Source organism: Paenibacillus algorifonticola (genome assembly GCF_000971975.1).
Lineage (GTDB): Bacteria > Bacillota > Bacilli > Paenibacillales > Paenibacillaceae > Pristimantibacillus > Pristimantibacillus algorifonticola.
In genome coordinates, this window is the sequence record NZ_LAQO01000007.1 from 204,878 (window position 1) to 229,820 (window position 24,943).

Consider the following 24,943-nt stretch of genomic DNA (forward strand, 5'->3'; position numbering starts at 1 on the left):
ATGCTCGGCACAAAAAATAAAAAACTCAAGCGGCAATGCGCTTGAGTTTTTTAGATTAGGTAAATGTGGCTCTAAATCACTGCGTTCTCACTAGCGACACACAGCACTCCACATGCGTCGTCCACGGAAACATATCCACCGGCTGCACCTCAACCGTCCGATACCCGCCATCCTCAAGCACCCGCAAATCCCTCGCCAATGTCGACGGATTACAGCTCACATACACGACTCTCTCTGGCTGCATAGCCAGAATCGTCTCCAGCAGCTCATTATCGCAGCCTTTGCGCGGCGGATCGACGACGATGACGTCGGGCACAATTCCGCCCTCCTCGCGCCAGCGCGGAATGACGACCTCGGCAGGCCCTGCCTCGAACGTCGCATTCCCAATCCCGTTCAGCTCCGCATTGCGCTTCGCATCCTTAATCGCCTCCGGTACGATTTCTACGCCGTACACGCGCCCAGCCTGCCGCGCCAGAAACAGCGATATCGTCCCGATTCCGCAATAAGCGTCAATAACGGACTCCGTCCCGGTCAGCGCCGCATACTCCACCGCTTTGCGGTACAAGGCCACCGTTTGCAGCGGGTTCACCTGATAAAACGATCTCGCCGATATCGCAAAGCGAATACCATCAAGCTCATCATAAATAACGTCGCTGCCCCACAGCACCTTCGTCTCATCGCCAAAAATCACATTCGTGTTCCGCTCATTCACATTTTGAACGATGCTCGTCACACCTGGCAGCTCCTCACGGATGCGCTCCACCCAGCGCTCAGCCTGCGGCAGCTTGCGTCCGTTCGTCACAAGCACGACCATCATTTCGCCCGTTACAAAGCCCGTACGCGCCATCACATGGCGCAGCACGCCGCGTCCGCTCTCCTCATCATAGCCAGTTACGCCTAGCTCGCGGCCAATCGCCTTCACTGCCCGCACGATTTCATCATTGCGGTCATGCTGAATCATGCAATCATCCATATCAATAATCCGATGGCTGCCACGCGCATAAAAACCAGCAATCAACTTACTCGCCGCACCATCACCGTCATTAGCATGACCGCCTGTCATCATGCCAATCGGCACCTGCGCCTTGTTCCGGTAGCGCCAAGGCTCGTCCATCCCAATGGTGGGATGCACAATAACAGCAGCTTCCGCCGCTTTATTTTTCGCCGATCCACCTGCCTGTGCCTTCTCCACTTCCCCAGCCACACTCAGCTTGCCGATCCGCACCAGATTGTCCACCACATGCTGGCGTTTCCAGCTCAGCTGGGCTTCATAGCCCATGTGCTGAAGCTGGCAGCCGCCGCATTGCTTGTAAATATCGCATGGCGGCTCAACGCGGTCGTCGCTCGCGACCAGCAGCTCCTGCAAGCGCGCATAGCCGTACTGCTTTTTCGTCTTCATGACCTTCGCGCGCACGCGCTCACCAGGGAGTGCGCCCTGCACAAAAAGGGTATAGCCCTCAGCGCGGCCTACCCCTTCCCCATCATGCGTCAGTCCGATAATATCGAGGACGACCTCTTCATTTTTGCTTACCGGCACATTTTCCGGCGGCTTCGACTGGGAATTGCTGCGCCCACGTCCGCCGCCACCTCTGTTATTCCTTCTGTTCATTGCTCTACCCGCTCCGCTCTATATCGCCATTAACGCAAGCAGGCCGCTAAGCGGCCAACTTTCTGCTCTTATTCTTTTTCACAAAATAACTCGCCATCATACACGAATCCCTGATCTATCCTATCCAGTTCAACGCAACCAGCACTAAACTTGCTTCACTCTTCCGCTCACATAAATCCATTATACTACCGATAGGTCGACTCGCCCATCTCATCGGCAAAAATTCGCAAATGCGAAGGCAGCACCGAGAAAGTAAACGGCAGCTTGCCGCCGTACTCGCCGTCGAGATTAATCTGCACGTAGTCTGGCGTCGTTACCTTCATCTCATTCGTGCGGAAATGAATAATATGCGGATCATTCATATGCTCCCCGCGCAGCGCGAGCGACACGAGGCGGATAAACTCCGGCAAATTGCATTTTCGCAGCAAAATGACGTCAAACAATCCATCGTCCAGCTTCGAGTCTGGCGCCAGCTTCTCAAACCCGCCAACCGAGTTGCTATTGCAGATGAGAAAAAGCATAAATTCCTCATGAAAATCGCCAACGCCTGCGGCCTGGATTTTCAGCTCAGTCGGGCTGAGACGCGTCATTTTCTCCATGCCCTTCATATAATACGCCAGCTGCCCAATCATCGTCTTGAGCTTGCTCGGCACATCATACGTCAGCTCCGTCATCGAGCCGCCACCGGCAATATTAATAAAATAACGCTCATTCGCCTTGCCGACATCAATCGGACGCGTATACTGCTGAATGATCAGATCGACCGCATATTCCCAATGCTTCGGAATGCCAAGCGCCCTAGCGAAATCATTCGTCGTCCCGAGCGGCAAAATGCCCAGCGGCGGCAAGTTCGGCTTTTCCGCCAGCCCATTAATGACCTCATACAGCGTTCCGTCGCCGCCCGCCGCAATAATCAGATCGTAGCCGCGCTCCGCGGCTTCGGCCGCCGCAAGCGTCGCATCGCCCTCGCCAATCGTGGCGTGGCAGCTCGTCTCGATGCCGCAGCGCTCCAGCCGCTGCAAAATATCTGGAAGCCTACGCTTCATTTCTTCCCTGCCGGAAGAAGGATTATAGATCAATCTTGCTCTTTTATATGCTGACATCAGCGTGACCTCCAGCCCTTTTCCATTTTCCCATGTGTCGGCAGGCCTACCTATCGCCTTCGCGCATGCGTAATTCGTGTCTTGCTTTCACTTTCCACTATTATACGATTACCCGCCTACCGGGTGTTCATTTCACTCTCTACATTTTATATTATTTAATTTAATTTCTCTGCATTACACTTCTCTTCGTCCCGTGCCATGCTACTCTATTCCCGCCAGCCATTCCGTCATATTCCGCACCAGCCAGCGCTCAATCGCCGGATCAGGCAGCATCGGCCTGCCATTATAGCGATAATCTAGTCCCGACAACCGCTCCGGTATGACCTCATTCGTGAAATAGCCATTGCTCAAAAATAACGGCACCACGATAACCGCTTCCTCCGGTCTCGCCGCAAGCATGCCTTGCAGGCGCTCAGCGGCCTGATCAGGCAGCAGCATAGCCGTTTCCGCGCGCGCGAAACCGCCCAGCTCGCATATACGTCCAGCTAGCGCATCCAATCCTTGCTGCCAGCGCTCATGAAACACCGGCTCCTTGCTGCCGTGGCCAATTAATAGCAGCGCTTCGCTGCTCGGATCCGCGCTGAGCGGCTTCATATTTTGCAGCAGCAGCTCAGCAATTTCTGGATCATCATTAATCGGCACGCCCATATGAACGCTCGCGTTCACCCGAAAAATGCCCAGATCGCCCTCAAAATCCGATATCGGAGCAAAGCCAAAAGCCTGTCCAATCTCATCGATATGCGTACTGCCTGATGAAATAAACAGCGGCAGCACATAGAGCTCCGTTACGCCCTGTGCCTCCAGCTCATCAATGCCGTCCTGAATCAAGCGGCCCTCTACAATTTCAAGAAAAGACGAATACACGGGCACATCGGCCCGCTGCATCGTCTTTGTTGCCCGCTCTACTGCTTCATCTACAAGCTGCACCCACTGCGCATCGCGCGAGCCGTGGCTTATAACGAGAATACCGGGTTTTTTCATGGCTTTGTGCACCTACCGTCCTAAACGTTCTAAAGCCATTTTATAACCGTCGTTGCCATAATTCAAACAGCGCTTCACCCGCGAGATTGTAGCCGTGCTCGCCCCTGTCTCCGCTTCAATCTGATTGTACGTGCTGCCCTTGCCGAGCATGCGTGCCACTTCCAAACGCTGCGACAGCGACTGAATTTCATTGACCGTGCACAAATCATCAAAAAACACATAACATTCCTCAACGGATTTTAAAGTTAAAATGGCCTCAAATAATTGATCTACCGCTTTATCGTTCAGCTTTTTGAGCTGCATATTCTTCACTCCTCTAGTCTTCAAACCGGACTTCCAATGCTCACATTGTAGCTTTTTTACCCGTTTTTTTCAAGCATTACCGTATTCACGCTTTACAGAACAGAAGAGTAAACGTGGGGCATCTGCCGTTAATTTTCTGCAATACCCGTGACATTCGTCCAATCCTTACGTTTGCCTATGCCATAGACTAATATCAAGTGTACACCGCTTCACCGCCGCTCTGGCGGAGGAGCCCGCGCTTCACGAGGGGCCGGCTCTGTATATCTCCCTTCATCCCTCGCTGGCAGAGCACTCCCCCATAAAGCACGGCGATTCGACTATAAAAAATAAAAGGGTGATCAGCGTGAACTATCGCAATAATCCCGGCGGCTATCCTCAATATCCCCGCTACCCGCATGCTCAGCAGCCGCAGCAGTTCCAGCATCGCAGCAGCCGCCAGGGGCAAAGCAAGCTCAGCCCCGCCGTTAACCATAAGGCCAGCATATCCGGCTTTCTCCATGAAAATGCGATTCCAGAGTTTCAGCCGCCGCTGCAAGCGGTTCAAGCCGTGCAGCCGGAGTCCCAGACTATCGTCCCAGCTACAGCAGCCGAGCTTGCTGAATCCGTAGCCCCTGCCAAAGGCGGCGCATTCTCGCTCGCCAATTTGGGAGAGATTAAAGGCTTCGTTGACCGCCTGGGCGGCCTTGACGGCATTTTGACCACGGTGACGAAGGTTCAGAAGGTGATGAGCAGCGTATCCCAAATGGCTCCGCTCGTGAAGGTGATCATGGGCTCCTTTGGGAAAAAAGGGGCCGCGGACGACGCCACCACCGATGACTTGGAAGAGTTCATCCCGAACAAGCGCAAGCGCCGCAAGTCCGGCAGCGGCTCCGCCACAGGTCCCGCTAGCCGCAGACGCAGAAGAAAACGTCGGCGCTAAGTCCTGGGCAGCGGAGAACAACGCCGCAACTCTGCCGACCTCCGTAAAGAGCGCTCGTCGGAGCGCTTCCCTCCGCCGCCAGCGCGCGAACAGCGTTAGGCGGCGCCTCTCCTCTGTCGCCAACACTACAGCATTAGGCTGCACGTCTCCTCTGCCGCTAGCGCGAACCGCGTTAGACGGCACGTCCCCACCTCCGCCAACACGAACAGCAGGCGGCACTCCTCCACCGCCATGCGAACAGCCCAGCGTGGCGCTCCTCCTGCCAGCAGCAGCAACCGCTGCTGGCAAAAGCTTTCTTTTTCACCGTCCAACATTCCCCGCCCATTAAAAAAGCCCGCATCCATTAACGGACCGGGCCTCAAAACGCTATGCGAGCTTAAATGAACAACCAATCCATTGCCCAGTAGACAGCCATGGCCATCAGGACAGTGATCGGAATCGTAATGACCCAAGCGACCAAAATACGGCCCGCCATCGACCATTTCACGCTGGAGAAGCGCTTCGCGCTGCCTACACCGAGAATCGAAGACGTGATAACATGTGTCGTACTAACTGGCAAATGCAGCACTGTAGCCGTCAAAATAACGACAGCCGAGCCTACATCGGCAGCAAAGCCATTGATCGGTTCGATTTTGAAAATCTTCGTACCCATCGTTTTAATGATTTTGTAGCCGCCGACGGACGTACCAAGCGCCATCGCCAGAGCAGCGGACAGCTTAACCCATAGCGGCACATCCAAATTATCCTGAACTCCCGCAGCAACAAGTGCAAACGTGATAATCCCCATCGCCTTCTGCGCATCATTCGTACCATGGGAGAACGATTGGAATGCCGCCGTTACGATTTGGCTGAAACGGAAGCCTTTGTTCACCTGATGCGGGCTCGATTTGGCGAAAATCCGCTTGAGCAGCCACATAATGATGAAACCAGCCGAGAAAGCAATAAGCGGCGATAAAATGAGAGCTTTAACAATGTCCGTAAAGCCCGAAGCATTAATCGTGCCAATTCCTGAACCTGCAATAACCGCACCAGCCAGCGAGCCGATGAGTGCATGGGACGAGGAGGACGGAATACCGAACCACCACGTAACCAGGTTCCAGATAATAGCCGATATGAGCGCAGCGATAACCACTTCGACACCATTCGGCAAATCAGCAGGATTCGCCACGCCGCTTCCGATCGTTTTGGCTACCCCGGTAAACATAATCGCACCGAGGAAGTTCATCACCGCAGCCATCAATATCGCTACACGCGGCTTGAGCGCACGGGTCGATACCGACGTCGCAATCGCATTTGCGGTATCATGGAAGCCGTTAATAAAATCAAAACCGAGTGCCAGAATGACAACCGTCCATAAAATATATGAATCCATTAGAGTTGACTCCCACTTTCCGCGTTAGCTATTGCGCATAATGATCGATTCCAGCGTATTGGCAACATCCTCGCAATAGTCGGTCGTTTGCTCCAGCATTTCATAAATTTCCTTGCGTTTCATCAGCTCAATCGGATCGCTTACGTTCGCGAACAAGCTTGTAATACATACGCGAAGCAGATCATCCGCTTGATTTTCCAGCTCATTGAGCGCAATGTTCGGCTCACGAATAGCCAGCAGCTTCTTCTGCGTCAGCAAATAAATAGCTTTCTTGATCTGATGCGCGCAGCGCAGCAAAATGTCGCCAAACAGCTGGATGTACTCATCCTTCTCCTTGATGTTGTACATTTCGAAACGCGAAGCGCATGCCTCGATTCCATCCAGCACATCGTCAAGCGAACTTGTCAGCGCCATAATATCTTCTCGTTCAATCGGAGTGATGAACGTTTTGTTCAATTCCTTCAAAATCGTGTGCACATACTTGTCGCACTGGCTTTCGTATTCCTTCATCGTCTTGGCGAAAGCAGAGACATCGGACAAATCCGACAATCCGTTTGAGAAATACTCAACAGCGACAACGAGTGCATCGGCCATTTCTTCAAACGTTTTAAAGAAAATATCTTTTTTCTTGAACATCGTAATCCCCTTTACCGGCTGGATGTTTTGTTTGGGCATTTTGTCGACCTTTGGTGACCTTTGGTGGATAAGCCCAGAATATCTTAACACAGTTTACTTTAAAAATGTTAACGGAATATTAACGTTTATGAAAAAAATTTCTTTTTTTCACTCTATGCAGACATAACGTTCATTTCCTCCGCTTCCAAAACAAAGGCGCCGCCTCGTAAAGAGACAGCGCCTAAGCTTATTATTGCCACGGGCACAGAAGCACTCTTCACCTGCTAAAAGTGTTTCCGAACCGCGCTTATTTTACCCATACATCACATGATCAGCAATCGATTTTGTATTCGGGACAATGTGGAAAAAGGTTTTGCCCGGCACCAGAGCAAGCTCCTTGCCATCCTTCACGATCCGGATCATATTGTCCGGCGCCCGTACCCATGATGCCTCTGTCATGCGACCTTGCTGGAACAGCATCGCATCTCCGCCCGCTTGCAAATCGACCGCGAGCCGTCCTTCATTGTCCAGCGTCTTGTGGCTTGCAGCCAACACTACCAGATTCGAAGCCGCAAGCTGCTCATTATTATTCAGGTCAATATGCGCTTCATCGTTGATGGAACGCTTATATAGCTTGCTCGCCTCATCATAGGCGTAAGAAACCTTGTAATCCTTCAGTGTAAAATGAATCGTTACCGCCGTCGCAGGCGTCGTTGCCTCTGCAGCACCGTTCTCCGCAAACACATAGGCAGGCACCGCTGTATCCTGCTTGTAATTTTTCTTCTCCGCGCCGGAACGCAGCTTTTCCAAATCCGAATACAGATTATGCGGCGCCTTGCGCTCCTTGCTGCGCCAGAAATACGCGCCCGCGTTCGATATTTCATCCAAATACGGCTTCTTCTGCTGCTGCAAAATCGCATAAGCGTCGTTGCTGCCGCCTGCATGGGCAAGTACAGCGCCGTAGCTTTCGCCAATATTAATCAAATAAGGCCGAATGCTGCGAATCGGGCCAATCGAATCGGTTAAGGCGTCTGTGCTTTGGAACAGCGCAACGAGCCTCGTAATACCGCCTTCTGCAAGCACCTCCCACACGACGTCGGCATTCGACAAGCCCGATTGCGGACGAGCCGGCTTCAAGTTGTTGATCATGACGGCAATCGGCCGCTCCAATGCTTCTGTCTGCCGAGCAACTCCCGTTAATGGTGCTTGATATGGCAATGCCGCCGGTGAAACGCTAGGGCTTGGCAAAGCGCTTGGCTCCGGCGAAGCGGAAGGAAGCGCTTCCCCTTTATTGCCTCCCGCACATGCCGCAAGCAGTACAAGCAGCAGTAGGATGCTGGATGAAAAACCGATACTTTTTCCCAATTTCATAAATGATACCCGCCTTTATTCGAATAATCTTATTATTTCAAATCTATCCTCTAGCGTGATAGATAATATGACAATTTACACAGCATAAAGCCCGCAAAAGCAGCTTACCTGCCTTTTCTACCTTTCTACTATACCACAGGATGATAGAAGGAGTAACAGATTAAGCAAAAACAGGACCTGCTCACGCGTTAGTCCCGCGTAACAGGTCCTGCCATAAAGCCGGATGCCGCCGTAAGCGGCACTACTTTTTTTTCCAATTTAAATGCTCCAGTGATGCCATTCCTGCTGCTTCTTATCGAGCCCCTCCAGCCATTCCGAGCTAATGCGAATCGCTTCCTCCTGATGCTGGCGGTTGGAATACGTATGCGATGCCTGAAAAATAATTTCCTTGTCGCACAGCCCCTCGCTGCGAGTCCAGAACACCTTCTGATAGAGGAAGCTGTAATCGACCGGAATGAGCTCATCGCTCGTGCCATGGACGAGCAGAACATCGCCGGAGAAGCGCGTTGCTGCCTGGAACGGCTGATGCTCAAGCAGCGAGTCGAAGAAGACGGGCTTCAGCGTAAAGCCGGAATAATCAACCGTGCCGGATTGAACCGCTTCATCATAGCCCTTCCTGCCGACAATTCGGACAATATCGTTGAAGGGATAAGCAACTGGCGACCATAGAAGGAGGCGCTTGACCCGTTTATCCTTGACGGCGGTCATAATCGAGACCGCTCCGCCCAGACTATGCCCGAGCAATACAATCCGGCGCGGATCTACGCATTCCATGCTCGTGATGTAGTCAAGCGCTGTACGCGTCTGATCGACCATGCTGTCGAAGCCAAGCGAACCGTAATCGCCATTGCTCTCGCCGCAGCCGCCATAATCGAAGCGCAGCACATACGAGCCTTGGGCAGCAAGGGCGCGGGCTGCTTTCACAAACAAGCGGTCCACACCGATGCGGCTGCCAATAAATCCGTGGCAAATAATGATGGCCTGCCGCTTGCAGTCGTCGTTCTTCTTCTCATCCGTCGGATAATGCAGCGTAGCTGCCAGCTCCAATCCTTCATGGCGCAATACCAGATGCTTCTCCATGTCCAAAACCTCCTGCCGTTTCCATACAGCGTCTTAATTATATTAATTCCTACCCGAATACTTTGAATTCATTGAAATCATAATAGCACCCCGCAGGTGCAGCTGTCAATCCGTTATTTTATACAAGATCGCAAGCTTCAACCGGCATCCAGTGCTCATCCTGTCCGTCCCATTTGACGTTGCAGCCAATCGGATTGGTGTACGGCACCGAAACCTCCTTGCCCAGCGTATGCTCGGTAAGCGCACGCTCCAGATCATAAACCGTCACTTTGCCTGAATCCCTAGGCTGATCAACTCCCCGGCCCGTATAAACCAGCTTGCGCTCTTTATCAAAAACATAAAAATGCGGCGTACGCAGCGCCCCATAAGCTTTGGCGACCTCTTGCGTATCATCGCGCAAATACGTCCAAGGGAACTTCAGCTCATTCATTCGCTCCACCATATGCTCAAAGGAATCATCCGGCTTCGTATTAATACTGTTTGCATTAATGCCGACGAAAGCAACGCCCTTCTCCTTGAACTTGATTGCCGTCTTGCGCGTGAGCTCGTCCGATCCAACCACATAAGGACAATGATTACAGGTGAAAAATACAACCAGCGTATCGGCTTCGGCAAAATCCTGCAAGGCATAGCTCTTGCCATCCGTCGCCGGAAGCGTAAAATCTGGTGCTTGCTGACCAATCTGAACAGTGAAAGACATTATAAATCCCTCCCAGTATGAAATGACCATCACCTATTATTGTACCACAATTAGGAATTGCTTTTTTTGATGGCCTGGCTGTGCTTCGGACATATTAATTTAAAGCTGCAAATATTGATTCCCTTAACGTGCTTATGAAGCCGCCAAGAAAGGAGTGGAGCTTATATGCCTGCATGGATTGTATGGCTTACCGATCACTGGCTTTCCGTTATGATTACATGCGGTGTCGTCGTCGCTGTCGCATACGTATTGTTTAACCGCAATATGCTGTTCAACAAAAATTAGCCGCCCATCCGGGCGGCTGATTCCGTATAACTGCGCATATGCCGTACATGCTTGTGCCGTAATACATACGGGCTATGTTGCTGATTTATCCTGATGGCTGATCGGCAGCTTGATCGTGATTACCGTTCCAGCTCCACGCTCGCTGTCTATTTTCATCTCGCCAGCATGCAGCTCGGTAATTTCCTTGCAGATCGCGAGCCCTAGCCCGCTTCCGCCCTGCCCTGTATTCGCCTTATAGAACTTCTCCGTCACATGGGGAATGTCCTCGGCTTCGATTCCGCAGCCGGTATCGGCAACCGTCAGCAGCGCATAGTCTTCGTCAAGCGTAATGGAGATCGACACTCGAATGGTGCCGCCTGCTGGCGTGAACTTGAACGCATTGTCAATTAAATTAATGATGACCTGCTTCAAGCGGTTCGCATCCGCATATACCATCACCGGCGATTTGCCAAGGGATACGAGCAGCTTCACGCCTGTCTGATCCTGCCGGACACCTAGCTGGGCGACCGTCTCTTTCACCGGGCTGTTGAGATCCAGCAGCTCGGCATGAAGCTCCATGCTTCCTGCCGACAGCTTGGAGAAATCGAGCAAATCCTCAACAAGCCCCGACAAGCGCAGCGTTTCATGGCTAATAATTTGCAGCCCCAGCTTCATTTCCTCATTGTCGGCCGGATCGCCTTCCTTCAGCGTCTCGCTCCAGCCTCTTATGGACGTAAGCGGCGTTCGCAGCTCATGGGAAATGGAGGAGATAAAATCATTTTTGAGCTTCTCGCGATGATTCAGCTCTACGACCATCGTATTGAACGTTTCCGCCAGCTGTCCAATTTCATCATTGCTTCGTTTCGTCGCCCGCCTCGTCCAATCACCATCAGCCATATACCTCGCTGCACGCGTCAGCTCGCGAATAGGACGTACAATACGCTGCGCCAGCCATAGGCTTAACCCAAGGAACAGCAAAATAACCGCCAGCCCGACAAATGCCGTCATGCGCAGCAGTTGGCTCACCATATCGTCCACGGCGCTGATGGAGGCCGAATAACGCAGCAGGGATACAACATGCGTATCATTCCAGACCGGTATCGTAATCGACGTGACCCGCTCCTTGTAATAAGGATCATTGCCCTGCCAAATATCGGTCTGTCCGTTCATTGCTGCCTGTACGTCCAGCGTGGTGTACTGTATATTTTCCACCAGCCCATCTGAGTCCATGCGAACCTTTCCGTACACATCAAGCAGTTGGAGCCGCGTATCGCCTTCCACCATATATTGCAGCATGTAATCGGCTTGATCATGCATTTTCAGGGAAGCCATCGTCCGGTTATGCGTGGCAAGAGCAGATACAGCCCGCTGTTTAACCGAGCTTTGCGCACTGCCATAATAATAATTGGTAATCAGCGTGGCAAAAAGTCCACCGAGCACGACGACAACGAGCGCAATCAGCAGCAAATAGCTCCACACGATTCTCGTCTTGAGACTGTTCATCCGCTGCTGCCCCTTCTCCAGCGGTAGCCGAAGCCCCACACCGTTTCAATGAAAGCAGGCTCAGAGGAATTTTCTTCGATTTTTTGGCGCACCCGCCTAATGTTTACGTCAACGACCTTAAGGTCGCCCACATAATAACGGCCCCAAACCTCGCTCAAAATATCATCGCGGCTGACGCTTTTGCCTTCCCGCTCCATTAATAGCCGCACCAGCGTCCATTCGGTTGGGGTCAAAATAATTTCCTCATCGTTTTTCCATAGCTTGCGTGCAGATACCGACAGGCGGAACGGCCCAATTTTTAGCTCATCATCCACTTGTGCTGCCTGCGTCATAAGGCCAGCCGTTACCTCTTGGGCTGCCGCCGCCTGAAGCAGCGCAGCACTCGGCTGCATTCTCCGATAGAGCGACTTGATTCGGGCAATCAGCTCGCCTGGGCTGAACGGCTTCTGCACATAATCGTCGGCACCAAGCTCCAGCCCGTGAATTTTATCCTCTTCCTGCGATTTCGCAGTCAGCATAATAATGCCCATACTCGGAAATTTGCTGCGCAGCTGCTCGCATACTTCAAAGCCGCTAATTGTCGGCAGCATCACATCAAGCAGCGCAATATCGAACGGCCCCTCCGAATCAGCCAAAGCGAGCGCCGTTTCTCCGTCGCCTGCTTCCGTCACTTCCATCTCGTTGCGTTTTAGATTAATGCGGACAAAGCCGCGAATCGCTTCTTCATCTTCCAGCAGCAAAATACGCATAGGTCCACCCACTTTTTCCTTTAGTCCGGCCTCGGTACCAGCAATTCCGGCAGTTGATCCTTATTCAGCTGCATCGCATAAAACGGCTGGCGATCACTGATATCCATCGTTCCTGGAGGACCAAGCTGCTGTGCATAAATGTATACCAAGCCCGCATAATTGGACACGACATTGTAAGCGCGGTCTGTTTCATTCCACTCTTCCTGAATGCTGCTCCACTTGGTTAATGGAACAGCATATAACGTGCCAAGCTCGGACTTGTAGCCGGTTTCTTCATTCCAATATTCAAAGGTGACGATGCCATATTCCGGATGGACGCCTGGGCTTCTTAGCGTATAGTGGCCCTTCCACTGATTCGGAATCGTAAAGCTGATCTGGTAGCTCTTATTCGTAAACTCTTCCTTGATCGACTTAAACGTCTTATCGCCATCCCATTGCAGCCACTCATTCACCCATAGCATCCCGGCATAAGGGAGATCTGGATACCCTGCCGGCTCTTTTGGACGGGATAGCTCGATTATGCCATCGCCGTTAATATCCTCATTTTGCGTCGGCGTTCCCGAAATAAGCGCATGTCCAAATTCGCCCTGCTCGGATAACGCAACTGGCCGCAGCTTGCCTTTCTCCCACACATACATAAACGTATACATCGAATGGGCGCCTACCGCAGCCTCCAAGACGACACCTGTATGCCGCTCCGATATTTTGCCAATTAATAGTCGGTCATAGTTGATGACATCATTGCTAAGATCGAGCTGCTGCAGCGCATGAAACTTGCCCTTTGTCCATTCATATACCGTCAGCTTATAGTTTGGCAGCTGAACCTCCTGGTTCGGCCAATCCCCCGTGACGACTGCCAGCTCCAGCTTGCCATCCCCATTCAGATCGCCTGCTTCCGCATACAAATAAGGCAGGGAATCCTCCGACTCAAGCACAAGCTTGCCTTCCTCATTGCGCACTGGCGTTTTGCTAAGCGAATACAGCTCGACCATATTGGAGCCATCATAGGAGCCAATCCAGCCGACTGCCAGATCGAGCTTGCCATCTTTGTCATAATCGCTGACTTTCATCCAGTCCATTCGCATCGATAAAGGCTGCTGAATCGTATAATAGGGCTTCCAGGTGTTGCCCCGATACCGGAGCAGCATCAGCTCAGGAGAGCTGTATTCATTGTTAAAAGAAACGAGCGCCTCGTCTACGCCATCGCCATCTACATCGAGCAGGCGCACGGCGCCAAGCTTGTCATCGCGCATCGGAAGCGCTAGCTGTGCATGAGGCGGCAAAGCTTTCTGCACAGCCTGAACGAGCGCCTGCTTGTCCGAGGCGATAGTAGGTTTTTCAAGTAAATCCGCAGGAGCCGCCGTATATCGGCAGCCGGTTGCTAATAAACAAAGCAAGGCGGCTGCAAGCAGCGCCCCGCTTATTTTGGATATAAACAATCGCTTAAGCCCCCTTAAACTTACGGTTCGAAAGCAGACCGGAATCAAGGCATTTCGTCAATGGTGACGAACGTATAACCCTTCTTCTGCAAGCTATCAATGACGTCTGGCAGCATGTCTACCGTGTTTTTAATACCTTTGCCTCCAAAAGAATGCATTAATATTATACCACCCGGCTTCGTATGCTCGCTAATGTTCTTCTTCATTACAGATACAGACGTTCCCGCCCAGTCACGGGTATCTACATTCCAGCTTACCAATTCTCTTCCTTTTTCCTTCATTAGCTGCTTAACTGTACTATTCACAGCTCCATACGGTGCGCGCACCAGGTTTGGAGTAAAGCCGACTACATCTTTGATCAGCTTATCCGTTGTGCTGATTTCGTCCCATATCTGGTTCTTGGTCAGCTTCGTCAAATCTTTATGATGAGTCGTATGATTGCCAATCTCATGGCCTTCGTCCACTATGCGCTGAAGCACATCTGGATCCTTCTTCACTTGAACGCCGACTACGAAGAATGTCGCTTTAATGCCCTTCTTTTTCAGGATATCCAAAATCGCTGGTGTATAACGGTTATCCGGTCCATCATCAAATGTTAAGGCGACAAGCTTCTGCTCCTTATCCGGCTTGCTCGATCCCTTCTCTCCTTGCGGAGACGCCGAAGCCGTTGGCGTTGCTGTGGGAGCCGGCTTGCTCGATGGCGTAGGCGAGCTTGCAGGTGTGCTTGAAGGCTTAATTGTATATGTACTGGACGTTACGCTCGTTCCCGATTTGGAACCCCCGCTTTGCGTTTTTCCGCCAGATCCGACGGTTGCACCAGAACCACTCGCAGCACCGGATGCTGCATTAGTTCCTTTCTGAGGGGAATGGGAATCGTCGGTGCTCGCTGGATGACTTGCCGTGTCCGTACCGCTGTTTGTCCCTTCCGACAACGTCGGATGGTTAATATGGATAGTGTCCTCGGATGAAGCTCCCTGCTGTATGTTTGCGCTTCCCTCTTGGCCTGGCAAAAGCACCTCCAGGCTCGATGAAGCCTTAGTCCCGCAGCCACCAAGCCATAAGGCTAGTGCTACAAGTAGAAAGCCTGCTACTGCTAGTTTTCGTTTTGTTTTTTTGCGCGTCTTCATGCTGCTAACTCTAGTTCGTGTGTTGTACTTCATCCGATTCACCCTTCTATTTCCTGCTGATAGATTTATCTTATAGCATTCATAGACGGAGTGCGTTACAAATTAGTTACACCATTCGCCTGCATTTGACAGCGAAAAAACCTCTCCATGGCATGCTATAATAAACTACTAGAATATGGATAGGATGCTCCTATGAAAATAAGACTATCAAACAAGCTTATATTAGCGGTCCCCGTTGCTATCGTAGTTTTAATGTTCTTGCTTGTTGCGATCAATCAAGCTCCGAACACCACAGACATTATGAATCAGAATATAATCAAGTTAAAAAATGAAACGCATCCTACAGCATTTTCTGCTATTACTCCGTTTATTTGGGATAAAGCCTTTATACTTGAGGACCCTTACTATAACGGGGAAACGATAGATGAGATTGTTGGGGCAACTACTCATTTGAACAGGATCGAAACGGAAATGAAACGCAGAATTGTTTTTGTCCATCAAGGGGAGTTTGTATTTGATTACATTTATAATATTAGAGAATTTGCCTTCAGACCTTTTGGAACGCTAGAACTAACAACAAGCAGCACCATACAAGTAGAAAATGAAACGCCTTCGGCTCTCGTGTTACAAATAGAACCATGATTGAATAAAAAAAAGCCGCACGTAGGCGGCTTCAAGCTTTGTAGACTTTACTCATATATGAATGACTTCATTTGAAAACGATCATTAAACCAGTGCCTTCGCTGCAATATCCGAACGGCTCTGCATGCCATCGAAATGGATAACGCCTACCGCATCATAAGCACGCGCACGCGCTTCCGCGATGTCACGGCCACGGCCGACAACGCCTAGCACACGTCCGCCACTTGTTACGAATTGGCCGTCCTTCTCAGCTGTTCCAGCATGGAACACAAGCGCGCCTTGCGCTTCGGCTTTCGCCAGCCCTTCAATGACGCGGCCCTTCGGATACGAAGCCGGATAACCTTCGGATGCCATAATGACGCATACCGCTGCTTCATCGCTCCAAGTAATATCCAGCTGCTCCAGCCTGCCGTTCAGCGAAGCCAATACGATGTCGACAAGATCGGTTTCCAGACGCGGAAGCACAACCTGCGTTTCCGGATCGCCCATACGTGCATTAAACTCAATCGTTTTCGGGCCCTCCTTCGTAATCATCAGCCCGGCAAACAATACGCCGCGGAACGGACGGCCTTCGCTGACCATCGCTTTCGCCGTTGGAATGATAATGTTTGCAATCGACTCGTCGATAATCGACTGATCAATATGTGGCAGCGGCGTATACGTGCCCATTCCGCCCGTGTTCGGACCTTTATCGCCGTCGAAAATCGGCTTGTGATCCTGTGCCGGCACCATCGCCCGCACCGTCTCGCCATCTACGAAAGCAAGGATGGACATTTCCTGTCCTTCCAAAAATTCCTCAATCACGATTTGGTTGCCCGCATCGCCAAACACTTTATCCAGCATCGCTTCTTTCAGCGCCTGCTGCGCTTCTTCCATCGTAAATGCCACTGTTACGCCCTTGCCTGCCGCAAGTCCATCCGCCTTAATGACGATTGGCGTCTGCTGTTCCTGCAAATAAGCGGAAGCCGCCTCATAATCGGTAAACGTCTCATATTTAGCCGTCGGAATATTGTATTTCTTGAGCAAATTTTTCATGAAAATTTTGCTGCCTTCAATTTCCGCTGCCGCTTTATTCGGTCCATATACCGGAATTTGATGCGCTTCGAACGCATCTACGATGCCGTCCGCCAGCGGATCATCCGGGCCGATGAATACGAGATCGATGGCCGCATCTTTCGCAAACTCCACCAGCTCGTCAAATTGATTGACAGCCAGCGGCACGCATTCTGCCAGCTGCGCGATGCCTGCATTGCCCGGCGCACAATAGATGTTCCGGACCTTCTCGCTTTTTTTCAGCGCCCATACGATCGCATGCTCGCGGCCGCCGCCGCCTACTACTAAAATTCGCATCTTGTCAGCTCCCTCTTAATGCTTGAAATGACGAACGCCAGTCAATACCATGGCAATGTTGTTGGCATTTGCTGCGGCAATCGATTCGGCATCTTTAATGGAGCCGCCCGTTTGGATAATCGCCGTAATGCCAGCTTTTGCTGCCAGCTCAACCGTATCGCCCATTGGGAAAAAGGCATCCGATGCAAGTACAGCGCCAGCGGATTCTGCACCAGCCTGCTCGATTGCGATGCGAGCAGCGCCTACGCGGTTCATTTGGCCTGCGCCTACGCCAATCGTCATATTATTTTTCGCCAGCAAAATCGCATTCGATTTCACATGCTTCACGACTTTCCAGCCGAACAGCAATTGCTTCAGCTCTTCCTCAGTCGGTTTGCGGTCGGTTACGAATTGCAGGTCTGCTTCCGTCAGGCTGCGTACATCGCTTTCCTGTACGAGCATGCCGCCGTCAACCGTCGTCACGAGCAGCTCAGGCTTGCGGTCAGCCGCAGCAACGGAAAGCTCGCCGAGCTTCATGAGGCGAATGTTTTTCTTTTTCGTCAAAATATCAAGAGCTTCCGGCGTAAAGTCCGGCGCAATAATGATTTCAAGGAAAATTTGGCCCAGCAGCTCAGCTGTGTCTGCGCCGATTACGCGGTTCGCCGCAACGATGCCGCCGAAAATTGAAGTCGGATCAGCCGCATACGCTTTTTGATACGCTTCATGAATGTCAGCGCCAGTGCCTACGCCGCAAGGATTCATATGCTTAACGGCAACAACGGCCGGCTCATCAAATTCCTTAACAATCGCAAGTGCTGCGTTTGCATCATTGATGTTATTATAGGACAGCTCTTTGCCGTGCAATTGCTCAGCTGTCGTAATGTTGCCTGCCGAAGCGAGCGGCTTGCTGTAGAAAGCAGCCTTCTGATGCGGGTTCTCGCCGTAGCGAAGATCCTGTACTTTTTCGTAAGTAACGGTATAGCTTTCTGGAAGCTCTTCGCCTGTCTGCTTGGACAAATATTCAGCAATCAGCGTATCGTAAGCAGCCGTATGGCGGAATACTTTCGCCGTCAAGCGTTTGCGCGTTTCAAGCGTCGTGTCGCCGCCTGCTTTTACTTCTTCCAGCACAGCCGCGTAATCCGCAGCGTCTACAACAACGGTCACGAATGCATGGTTTTTCGCAGCAGAGCGCAGCATAGTCGGACCGCCGATATCGATGTTTTCAATCGCATCCGCATATTCGACATCCGGCTTCGCAATCGTCTGCTTGAACGGATACAGATTTACGACAACGAGGTCGATGTAGCTGAGACCCAGCTCTTCCATCACCTTCTGGTGCTCCGCATCGTCGCGCACAGCGAGCAGGCCGCTATGTACAGCAGGGTGCAGCGTTTTGACGCGTCCATCCAAAATTTCCGGGAAGCCCGTCACATCGGAAATGCCGATGACCGGAATGCCCTCTTTTTCCAATAAGCTGAATGTTCCGCCTGTCGAAATAATTTCTACGCCTTGGCTTGCCAGCTCACGCGAAAACTCCACAATACCCGTCTTGTCGGATACGCTGATTAATGCTCTACGAATAGCCATTCCACAAAGCCCTCCTTTTTATCTTAACCCTGTTGCGCACTAACCGCTTTATCGTTATTACCACTCAATCACTCAGCTTGTTTGTTCACATCAATCCGTACCAGACGTCCATCCAGTTGCACCCGTCCGCCAGCAATTTGCCGCACAACCTGCGGAAGCAGCTGCTGCTCCGCCGCATGGATGCGTGCTGCAAGCTCGTCCTCCGTCTCGCCGTTCGCAATCCCGACAGCCTGCTGGGCAATAATCGGGCCGCTATCGAGGCCGCCGTCCACATAATGCACGGTGACGCCCGTCAGCTTCACGCCGTAAGCAAGCGCTTGGCGAATCGCATTAATGCCGGGAAAAGCTGGCAGCAGTGAAGGATGGATATTGATCATCCGCCCATAGAAAGGCTCCACCAGCACCGGCGTTATGATGCGCATATAGCCCGCCAGCACAATCAGCTCAATGCCACGGCGCTCAAGCTCCGCCAAAATAACGCTGTCATGCGCTTCGCGGGACGGATAGTCCTTCGGCTTAAAAATAAACGTTTCTACGCCCGCCTTGCGCGCCCGCTCGATAACCGGAGCAGACGGCTTATCACAAACAAGAAGCTCGATAGTTGCATCGAGCTCCCCCTGCCATGCCGCATCGGCCAAGGCTTGAAAATTTGTGCCTTGACCTGATGCAAATACGGCTATACGCTTCGCTGCCATTACACCGTCGCTCCTGTAAACGTGACGATGCGGCTGCCTTCCGTTACTGTTCCAATGCGGTAAGCTTTCTCGCCAAGCTCATTTGCTACTCGAAGCGCTTCTTCCGCTTCATCAGCCGGTACAACAACTACGAGGCCAATACCCATATTAAACGTCGTGAACATGTCACGATTCGTAATCGAACCTTTTTCCTGCATTAAGCCAAAAATGTTGTGGATTGGCCAAGAGCCGTATTCCACATTCACGTTCACGCCTTCCGGCAATACGCGCGGAATGTTCTCGATGAAGCCGCCGCCCGTAATATGCGCCATGCCTTTCACCTTCACTTGCTCAATCAGCTTAAGCGCCGATTTCACATAAATACGCGTTGGCTCGATCAATACATCGCCAAGCTTCGCGCCATCAAGCTCTGCCAGCTCCTGATCAAGCGCATAACCGCTCTCTTCCAGAAGCAATCTGCGAACGAGCGAATAGCCATTGCTGTGAATGCCGCTTGACGCAAGACCAATCACTGCGTCTCCGGGCGCAATGGTCGTGCCGTCGATGATTTTTTTCTTATCGACAACGCCGACCGTAAAGCCCGCGATATCGTATTCGTCGCCTTGGTACATGCCCGGCATTTCCGCAGTCTCGCCGCCAATCAGCGCGCAGCCTGCCTGTACGCAGCCGTCTGCGATGCCTTTGACTACCGCTTCGATTTTCTCAGGCACGACTTTGCCGCAAGCGAGGTAATCGAGGAAGAACAACGGCTCAGCGCCTTGTACAATGATGTCGTTGACGCACATGGCAACCGCATCGATACCGATCGTGTCATGCTTGTCCATTGCAAAAGCCAGCTTCAGCTTTGTGCCAACGCCATCTGTCCCCGATACGAGCACCGGCTCATCATATTTATCCTTGTTTAGGCCGAACAGGCCGCCAAAGCCGCCAAGATCCGTCAGCACCTCAGGACGGAACGTCTTCTTGACATGCTTCTTCATTCTTTCGACCGCTTCGTTGCCAGCCGCTATATCGACGCCAGCTTTTTTATACGCTTCTGCCACACCGTTCAACCCCTTTATCGTAGCTGCCAGATCGGCACGCCTGAATCAGGCGCGCACAAATGACAGGCAGCACTATTATTCCTAATTGCACAAGCAAAGCTTCATGCTGCAGCCAGACTGCCTTAAGTCTAGCAGCTGCAGCTTTTGTCCGATTCCTCATCAACAGGCGTCGGGTAATCATTATCAAAGCAGCCGAGGCACATGCCGCGGTTATAAGCGCCATCATTGCCGCCAACCGAATCAATAAAGCCGCTGTCGCTAAGGAAGGACAGTGAATCCGCATTGATCAGCTCGCAAATTTCCTGCACGGTGCGGGAAGATGCAATAAGCTCATCGCGGCTCGGTGTATCAATGCCGTAGTAGCAAGGATTTTTGAAAGGCGGCGATGTAATCCGCACGTGCACTTCCGTTGCTCCCGCTTCACGCAGCATATTGACGATCCGGCGCGACGTTGTGCCGCGAACGATCGAGTCGTCAATCATGACGACGCGTTTGCCTTCTACGACTTTGCGAACGGCGGACAGCTTCATCTTCACGCCCTGCTCGCGCAGCTCCTGCGAAGGCTGGATGAACGTACGGCCGGTGTATTTATTTTTGATAAGTCCAAGCTCATAAGGAATGCCCGTCTGCTCCGCATAACCGATTGCTGCAGAAATACTGGAGTCCGGCACACCCGTTACGATATCAGCATCGACGAACGATTCCATCGCGAGCTGCTTGCCCATCCGCTTGCGTGCGGAATGAATATTGATTTCATGAATGTCGCTGTCGGGACGGGCAAAATAAATATATTCCATCGCGCAGGTCGCTCTGCGCGTCACTTCCGCATAACGATCCTCTTTCATGCCATCCTGATCAAAAATAAGCAGCTCGCCTGGCTGAACGTCACGCAAATATTCGGCACCAATCGATTCAAACGCGCACGACTCGGAAGAAAACACATAGCCCTCGCCGATGCGGCCCACCACGAGCGGACGAAGTCCATTCGGATCAGAAGCGACCAGCAGCTTGTCGTTTGTCATAATCAGGAAAGCGAAGCCTCCAACGATACGCTGAAGCGCTTCTTTCGCTGCCGTCACAAAATCCTTCGGCGAACGGGCGATCAAATGCGCAATAACCTCGGTATCGCTCGTCGTCTGGAAAATAGAACCCAGGTTCTCCAGCTCCTTGCGGATTTCCGGCGCATTTACGATATTGCCGTTCGTCGCTACTGCAAGATCGCCATCGCGATAGCGGAAGATCAGCGGCTGCGCATTCGCGAGCTTGCTCTCTCCCGCCGTCGAATAGCGCACGTGGCCGATAGAGCGATCGCCAGGGAGCCCCGCTAGGCGCTCCTTGTCGAATACTTCCTTGACGAGTCCCATGCCGCGGTGATAGCTGAAACGATTGCGGTCCGTCGTATCGACGGTGCAAATGCCTGCCGACTCCTCGCCGCGATGCTGCAAAGCATGAAGCCCATAGTAGGACAGCGAGGCTGCGTCAGAATGGTTAAAGACGCCGAAGACGCCGCATTCCTCGCGCAGCTTGTCGAAGAAATCTTCCCGACCGCCGCCTTGATTATAATAATCGCCTGACCAAAGCTTAGGCTGCTTTATTTCATCAGACATGGAATCGCATCCTTCCAGACCTTCTCCAGTTGTTGTACCGGCGCCAGAATGCCGGATTTGCCATTGATGCTGATCGAAAGAGCAGCTCCTTTAACCGAACCGATTGCCGCATGGGCAACGCCTTGCTCCGCCAGCAATGCTTGCAGCGCTGCTGCCTGCTCCGGCTTCGCCGACAGCAAAATACGCGATTGCGATTCGCTGAACAGCGCATGATCAGCGCGCAGCTCTGTATGAACATTAACTTCTGCACCAAGCTTGCCGCTTATGCAGGATTCTGCCAGTGCAGTCGCAATTCCGCCTTCGGACAAGTCATGCGCCGAAGCGACCAAACCGCCTTGAATCGCGCTCAGCACAGCGCCGAGCATCTTTTTCTCAACAGCCAGATCAATAACCGGAGGACGGCCTTCGTTCACGCCTTGCAGCACGTATTGAAGCTCGCTTCCGCCCATTTCGGCCTTCGTCTCGCCGACGAGAATGATAACGTCGCCTTCGTTTTTGAAGCCTTGAGTCGTAATATGATCGATATCATGAACGAGACCTACCATGCCGATAACCGGCGTCGGGTAAATCGCGCCTTTTGCATTTTCATTGTACAAGCTGACGTTGCCGCCGATAACTGGCGTATCAAGGACGCGGCAAGCTTCGGACATGCCGTCTGCCGATTTCTCGATTTGCCAGAATACATCCGGCTTCTCTGGGCTGCCGAAGTTCAGGTTGTCCGTAATCGCCAGCGGCTCTGCGCCGGAGCAAACGATGTTGCGCGCAGCTTCCGCTACAGCAATGCGTCCGCCCACTTCTGGATCCAGATAGACATAACGGCTGTTGCAGTCCGTTGTCATCGCGAGTGCCTTGCGAGTACCGTTAATAGTAACGACTGCTGCGTCCGAACCCGGCTCCACCGCTGTCGACGTACGCACCATATAGTCATATTGATTGTAAACCCACTCTTTGCTTGCCACTGTTGGCGAAGCGAGCACTTTCTCAAGCGCAGCCGTCAAATCCGTCACTTCCGGATAAGCCGTTGTGTCGATTGCCGCATTCGCGCTGTAATAAGCAGGCTCCTGCGAAGGCTTGTCATAAACCGGACACTCGTCAACGAGTGCTGTTACCGGCATATCGGCCACTTGCTCGCCTTGGTGGAACAAGCGGAGACGGCCGTCATCGGTTACTTTGCCGACTTTGGCGCAAATGATGCCCCAACGCTCGAAAATTTCTTTCGCCTGCGCTTCATGCTGCGGCTCTACAACGAAGAGCATGCGCTCTTGCGATTCAGACAGCATCATTTCGTAAGGCGTCATGCCTGTTTCGCGCTGCGGCACTTCATCGAGGTACAGCTCAAGACCGTTTCCTGCTTTGGATGCCATCTCGGCGCTGGAGCAAGTTAGGCCAGCTGCGCCCATATCTTGAATGCCAAGCACGATGCCGGAATCGATCAGCTCAAGCGTCGCTTCCATAACCAGCTTCTCCATGAATGGATCGCCGACTTGAACCGCCGTACGCTTCTCTTCCGATTCCTCGGACAGCTCGACCGAAGCGAAGGTTGCGCCGTGGATGCCGTCGCGGCCAGTTGCCGGACCGACGTAAAATACCGGATTGCCTACACCTTTAGCGACGCCGCGTTGGATTTTATCATGATCGATGAGGCCCACGCACATAGCGTTAACGAGCGGATTGCCCTCGTAGCTCTCGTCGAACATCACTTCACCGCCGACAGTCGGGATGCCGATACAGTTGCCGTAGCCAGCGATACCGCTAACGACATTTTCGAACAAATATTTAACGCGCTCATTTTCAAGACGGCCAAAACGCAAGCTGTTCATCAAAGCAACAGGACGTGCGCCCATCGAGAAAATGTCGCGGATAATGCCGCCTACGCCCGTAGCTGCGCCTTGGTAAGGCTCAACCGCGGATGGATGGTTATGCGATTCGATTTTGAATACGACCGCTTGATTATCGCCAATATCAACGATACCCGCGCCTTCGCCTGGTCCCATCAGGACGCGAGGGCCTGTAATCGGGAATTTTTTCAAAATCGGCTTGGAGTTTTTGTAAGAGCAATGCTCCGACCACATGACGCTGAATACGCCAATCTCCGTGTAGTTTGGCTGACGGCCAAGAAATCCGCAAATCAGCTCATATTCATAATCCGTTACGCCGAACTGCGTATAAATCCGCTGATCCGCGATTTGCTCCGCTGTCGGTTCCTTAGCTGTTAACTGCTGCGCCATGCTGTTCCCTCCATGCATTCAAAATCGATGTAAACATTTTTTTGCCGTCCTCTGAGCCGAACAATTGGTTGATTGCCCGCTCTGGATGCGGCATCATGCCGACTACGTTGCCGCGCTCGTTGCTCACGCCCGCAATGTTCGATACCGATCCGTTCGGATTGGTGTCGCCTGCATAGCGGAAAATAATTTGCTTGTTCGCTTCAAGCTGTGCCAGCGTCGCGTCGTCGCAATAGTAGTTTCCTTCGCCGTGAGCGATTGGAATGTTGATGATGTCGCCTTCCGCATACTGGTTCGTGAACGGGTTGCCGTTGTTCACGACTTCCAGCGGCGTCTGATGGCAGCGGAATTTGAGGCCGCTGTTGCGAATTAAAGCGCCTGGCAGCAGGCCTGCTTCCGTAAGGATTTGGAACCCGTTACAGATGCCGAGGATGAACTTGCCTTCCTCCGCCGCTTTCTTCACTTCGTTCATAACAGGAGCGAAACGGGAAATCGCGCCGCAGCGCAGGTAATCGCCGTAGGAGAAGCCCCCTGGCACCAAAATCGCGTCATAGCCGGAGAGATCCGTCGATGTATGCCATACATACTCTACCTTTTGGCCAATCGCTTCCTCTACCGCCTTGTAACAATCAATATCACAGTTGGAACCTGGAAAAACCAGAACCGCAAACTTCATCGCC

General features: G+C 52.2%; 23 protein-coding genes. 2 read left to right on the forward strand and 21 right to left on the reverse strand.

All coding sequences use genetic code 11. From position 1 onward, the window contains the following. Positions 1 to 76 precede the first annotated feature (76 nt). The 4 genes from rlmD to WH37_RS15800 all read right to left on the reverse strand — a co-directional run bounded on the left by rlmD (position 77) and on the right by WH37_RS15800 (position 3,996). The gene (gene rlmD, locus WH37_RS15785; protein ID WP_046231553.1) at positions 77 to 1,609 is read right to left on the reverse strand and encodes a 23S rRNA (uracil(1939)-C(5))-methyltransferase RlmD; all 1,533 of its coding nucleotides are present in this window, start codon (positions 1,607 to 1,609) and stop codon (positions 77 to 79) included. A 185-nt stretch (positions 1,610 to 1,794) separates the two neighbouring features. Continuing rightward, positions 1,795 to 2,712: a diacylglycerol kinase gene (locus tag WH37_RS15790; protein ID WP_046231554.1), complete on the reverse strand. Its 918-nt coding sequence runs from the start codon at positions 2,710 to 2,712 to the stop codon at positions 1,795 to 1,797. A 201-nt stretch (positions 2,713 to 2,913) separates the two neighbouring features. Then, positions 2,914 to 3,693 carry a sirohydrochlorin chelatase gene (locus WH37_RS15795; protein WP_046231555.1) on the reverse strand — a complete coding sequence of 260 codons (780 nt, stop codon included), beginning with the start codon at positions 3,691 to 3,693 and terminating at the stop codon, positions 2,914 to 2,916. 12 nt (positions 3,694 to 3,705) lie between these two features. After that, positions 3,706 to 3,996, reverse strand: a complete 291-nt coding sequence (locus tag WH37_RS15800) for a YerC/YecD family TrpR-related protein (protein ID WP_046231556.1) — start codon at positions 3,994 to 3,996, stop codon at positions 3,706 to 3,708. A 343-nt stretch (positions 3,997 to 4,339) separates the two neighbouring features. Here WH37_RS15800 and WH37_RS15805 point away from each other — a divergent pair, with 343 nt between their 5' ends. Beyond that, on the forward strand, positions 4,340 to 4,915 hold the full coding sequence (locus WH37_RS15805) for a hypothetical protein (RefSeq protein WP_052737002.1): 576 nt from the start codon (positions 4,340 to 4,342) through the stop codon (positions 4,913 to 4,915). Positions 4,916 to 5,040: 125 nt separating this feature from the next. On the opposite strand, the gene WH37_RS15810 is transcribed toward WH37_RS15805, so the two are convergent. The 10 genes from WH37_RS15810 to WH37_RS34760 form a co-directional block, all read right to left on the reverse strand. Continuing rightward, complete coding sequence (locus WH37_RS15810) at positions 5,041 to 5,259, reverse strand: hypothetical protein (protein ID WP_046231557.1); 219 nt, start codon at positions 5,257 to 5,259, stop codon at positions 5,041 to 5,043. 32 nt (positions 5,260 to 5,291) lie between these two features. Then, positions 5,292 to 6,287, reverse strand: coding sequence for an inorganic phosphate transporter (locus tag WH37_RS15815; RefSeq protein ID WP_046231558.1), 996 nt, complete (start codon positions 6,285 to 6,287; stop codon positions 5,292 to 5,294). A 24-nt stretch (positions 6,288 to 6,311) separates the two neighbouring features. Next, positions 6,312 to 6,923: a DUF47 domain-containing protein gene (locus tag WH37_RS15820; RefSeq protein ID WP_046231559.1), complete on the reverse strand. Its 612-nt coding sequence runs from the start codon at positions 6,921 to 6,923 to the stop codon at positions 6,312 to 6,314. Positions 6,924 to 7,214: 291 nt separating this feature from the next. Next, positions 7,215 to 8,273, reverse strand: a complete 1,059-nt coding sequence (locus WH37_RS15825; RefSeq protein WP_046231560.1) for a DUF3048 domain-containing protein — start codon at positions 8,271 to 8,273, stop codon at positions 7,215 to 7,217. Positions 8,274 to 8,531: 258 nt separating this feature from the next. Next, the gene (locus WH37_RS15830; RefSeq protein ID WP_046231561.1) at positions 8,532 to 9,353 is read right to left on the reverse strand and encodes an alpha/beta hydrolase; all 822 of its coding nucleotides are present in this window, start codon (positions 9,351 to 9,353) and stop codon (positions 8,532 to 8,534) included. A gap of 118 nt (positions 9,354 to 9,471) precedes the next feature. Beyond that, positions 9,472 to 10,053 (reverse strand): thioredoxin family protein, encoded by a 582-nt coding sequence (locus WH37_RS15835; RefSeq protein WP_046231562.1) that lies wholly within the window; start codon positions 10,051 to 10,053, stop codon positions 9,472 to 9,474. 357 nt (positions 10,054 to 10,410) lie between these two features. Continuing rightward, positions 10,411 to 11,820, reverse strand: a complete 1,410-nt coding sequence (locus tag WH37_RS15840; RefSeq protein WP_046231563.1) for a sensor histidine kinase — start codon at positions 11,818 to 11,820, stop codon at positions 10,411 to 10,413. Beyond that, positions 11,817 to 12,569 carry a response regulator transcription factor gene (locus WH37_RS15845; RefSeq protein WP_046231564.1) on the reverse strand — a complete coding sequence of 251 codons (753 nt, stop codon included), beginning with the start codon at positions 12,567 to 12,569 and terminating at the stop codon, positions 11,817 to 11,819. The genes WH37_RS15840 and WH37_RS15845 overlap by 4 nt, the downstream gene beginning before the upstream one ends. 20 nt (positions 12,570 to 12,589) lie before the next feature. Continuing rightward, positions 12,590 to 14,008: an FG-GAP repeat domain-containing protein gene (locus WH37_RS15850; protein ID WP_046231565.1), complete on the reverse strand. Its 1,419-nt coding sequence runs from the start codon at positions 14,006 to 14,008 to the stop codon at positions 12,590 to 12,592. 44 nt (positions 14,009 to 14,052) lie between these two features. Then, positions 14,053 to 15,168 (reverse strand): polysaccharide deacetylase family protein, encoded by a 1,116-nt coding sequence (locus tag WH37_RS34760; RefSeq protein WP_231594250.1) that lies wholly within the window; start codon positions 15,166 to 15,168, stop codon positions 14,053 to 14,055. Positions 15,169 to 15,327: 159 nt separating this feature from the next. On the opposite strand from WH37_RS34760, the gene WH37_RS15860 reads away from it, so the two are divergent. After that, positions 15,328 to 15,777 carry a hypothetical protein gene (locus WH37_RS15860; RefSeq protein ID WP_046231566.1) on the forward strand — a complete coding sequence of 150 codons (450 nt, stop codon included), beginning with the start codon at positions 15,328 to 15,330 and terminating at the stop codon, positions 15,775 to 15,777. An 84-nt stretch (positions 15,778 to 15,861) separates the two neighbouring features. On the opposite strand, the gene purD is transcribed toward WH37_RS15860, so the two are convergent. The 7 genes from purD to purQ form a co-directional block, all read right to left on the reverse strand. Further along, positions 15,862 to 17,127 carry a phosphoribosylamine--glycine ligase gene (purD, locus tag WH37_RS15865; RefSeq protein WP_046231567.1) on the reverse strand — a complete coding sequence of 422 codons (1,266 nt, stop codon included), beginning with the start codon at positions 17,125 to 17,127 and terminating at the stop codon, positions 15,862 to 15,864. Positions 17,128 to 17,142: 15 nt separating this feature from the next. Next, the gene (gene purH / locus WH37_RS15870) at positions 17,143 to 18,693 is read right to left on the reverse strand and encodes a bifunctional phosphoribosylaminoimidazolecarboxamide formyltransferase/IMP cyclohydrolase (RefSeq protein WP_046231568.1); all 1,551 of its coding nucleotides are present in this window, start codon (positions 18,691 to 18,693) and stop codon (positions 17,143 to 17,145) included. A gap of 68 nt (positions 18,694 to 18,761) precedes the next feature. Then, positions 18,762 to 19,388, reverse strand: a complete 627-nt coding sequence (gene purN, locus WH37_RS15875; RefSeq protein ID WP_046231569.1) for a phosphoribosylglycinamide formyltransferase — start codon at positions 19,386 to 19,388, stop codon at positions 18,762 to 18,764. Then, the gene (gene purM / locus WH37_RS15880) at positions 19,388 to 20,431 is read right to left on the reverse strand and encodes a phosphoribosylformylglycinamidine cyclo-ligase (protein ID WP_046231570.1); all 1,044 of its coding nucleotides are present in this window, start codon (positions 20,429 to 20,431) and stop codon (positions 19,388 to 19,390) included. The genes purN and purM overlap by 1 nt, the downstream gene beginning before the upstream one ends. Positions 20,432 to 20,559: 128 nt before the next feature. Next, on the reverse strand, positions 20,560 to 22,038 hold the full coding sequence (gene purF / locus WH37_RS15885) for an amidophosphoribosyltransferase (protein ID WP_046231571.1): 1,479 nt from the start codon (positions 22,036 to 22,038) through the stop codon (positions 20,560 to 20,562). Beyond that, positions 22,023 to 24,266 (reverse strand): phosphoribosylformylglycinamidine synthase subunit PurL, encoded by a 2,244-nt coding sequence (purL, locus tag WH37_RS15890; RefSeq protein WP_046231572.1) that lies wholly within the window; start codon positions 24,264 to 24,266, stop codon positions 22,023 to 22,025. The genes purF and purL overlap by 16 nt, the downstream gene beginning before the upstream one ends. Further along, complete coding sequence (gene purQ, locus WH37_RS15895) at positions 24,244 to 24,939, reverse strand: phosphoribosylformylglycinamidine synthase subunit PurQ (RefSeq protein ID WP_046231573.1); 696 nt, start codon at positions 24,937 to 24,939, stop codon at positions 24,244 to 24,246. Before purQ ends, purL begins: the two co-directional genes overlap by 23 nt. Positions 24,940 to 24,943 lie beyond the last annotated feature (4 nt).

Excerpts from the sequence above, each read along its gene's own strand:
- purL (WP_046231572.1), bottom strand. The coding sequence starts at position 24,266 with ATGGCGCAGCAGTTAACAGCTAAGGAACCGACAGCGGAGCAAATCGCG.
- WH37_RS15830 (WP_046231561.1), bottom strand. The coding sequence starts at position 9,353 with ATGGAGAAGCATCTGGTATTGCGCCATGAAGGATTGGAGCTGGCAGCT.
- WH37_RS15795 (WP_046231555.1), bottom strand. The coding sequence starts at position 3,693 with ATGAAAAAACCCGGTATTCTCGTTATAAGCCACGGCTCGCGCGATGCG.
- purN (WP_046231569.1), bottom strand. The coding sequence starts at position 19,388 with ATGGCAGCGAAGCGTATAGCCGTATTTGCATCAGGTCAAGGCACAAAT.
- WH37_RS34760 (WP_231594250.1), bottom strand. The coding sequence starts at position 15,168 with ATGAAGTACAACACACGAACTAGAGTTAGCAGCATGAAGACGCGCAAA.
- purD (WP_046231567.1), bottom strand. The coding sequence starts at position 17,127 with ATGCGAATTTTAGTAGTAGGCGGCGGCGGCCGCGAGCATGCGATCGTA.
- WH37_RS15790 (WP_046231554.1), bottom strand. The coding sequence starts at position 2,712 with ATGTCAGCATATAAAAGAGCAAGATTGATCTATAATCCTTCTTCCGGC.
- WH37_RS15815 (WP_046231558.1), bottom strand. The coding sequence starts at position 6,287 with ATGGATTCATATATTTTATGGACGGTTGTCATTCTGGCACTCGGTTTT.
- rlmD (WP_046231553.1), bottom strand. The coding sequence starts at position 1,609 with ATGAACAGAAGGAATAACAGAGGTGGCGGCGGACGTGGGCGCAGCAAT.
- WH37_RS15825 (WP_046231560.1), bottom strand. The coding sequence starts at position 8,273 with ATGAAATTGGGAAAAAGTATCGGTTTTTCATCCAGCATCCTACTGCTG.
- WH37_RS15860 (WP_046231566.1), top strand. The coding sequence starts at position 15,328 with ATGAAAATAAGACTATCAAACAAGCTTATATTAGCGGTCCCCGTTGCT.
- purF (WP_046231571.1), bottom strand. The coding sequence starts at position 22,038 with ATGTCTGATGAAATAAAGCAGCCTAAGCTTTGGTCAGGCGATTATTAT.
- WH37_RS15845 (WP_046231564.1), bottom strand. The coding sequence starts at position 12,569 with ATGCGTATTTTGCTGCTGGAAGATGAAGAAGCGATTCGCGGCTTTGTC.
- purQ (WP_046231573.1), bottom strand. The coding sequence starts at position 24,939 with ATGAAGTTTGCGGTTCTGGTTTTTCCAGGTTCCAACTGTGATATTGAT.
- WH37_RS15840 (WP_046231563.1), bottom strand. The coding sequence starts at position 11,820 with ATGAACAGTCTCAAGACGAGAATCGTGTGGAGCTATTTGCTGCTGATT.
- WH37_RS15835 (WP_046231562.1), bottom strand. The coding sequence starts at position 10,053 with ATGTCTTTCACTGTTCAGATTGGTCAGCAAGCACCAGATTTTACGCTT.
- WH37_RS15800 (WP_046231556.1), bottom strand. The coding sequence starts at position 3,996 with ATGCAGCTCAAAAAGCTGAACGATAAAGCGGTAGATCAATTATTTGAG.
- purH (WP_046231568.1), bottom strand. The coding sequence starts at position 18,693 with ATGGCTATTCGTAGAGCATTAATCAGCGTATCCGACAAGACGGGTATT.
- WH37_RS15810 (WP_046231557.1), bottom strand. The coding sequence starts at position 5,259 with ATGGATGCGGGCTTTTTTAATGGGCGGGGAATGTTGGACGGTGAAAAA.
- WH37_RS15820 (WP_046231559.1), bottom strand. The coding sequence starts at position 6,923 with ATGTTCAAGAAAAAAGATATTTTCTTTAAAACGTTTGAAGAAATGGCC.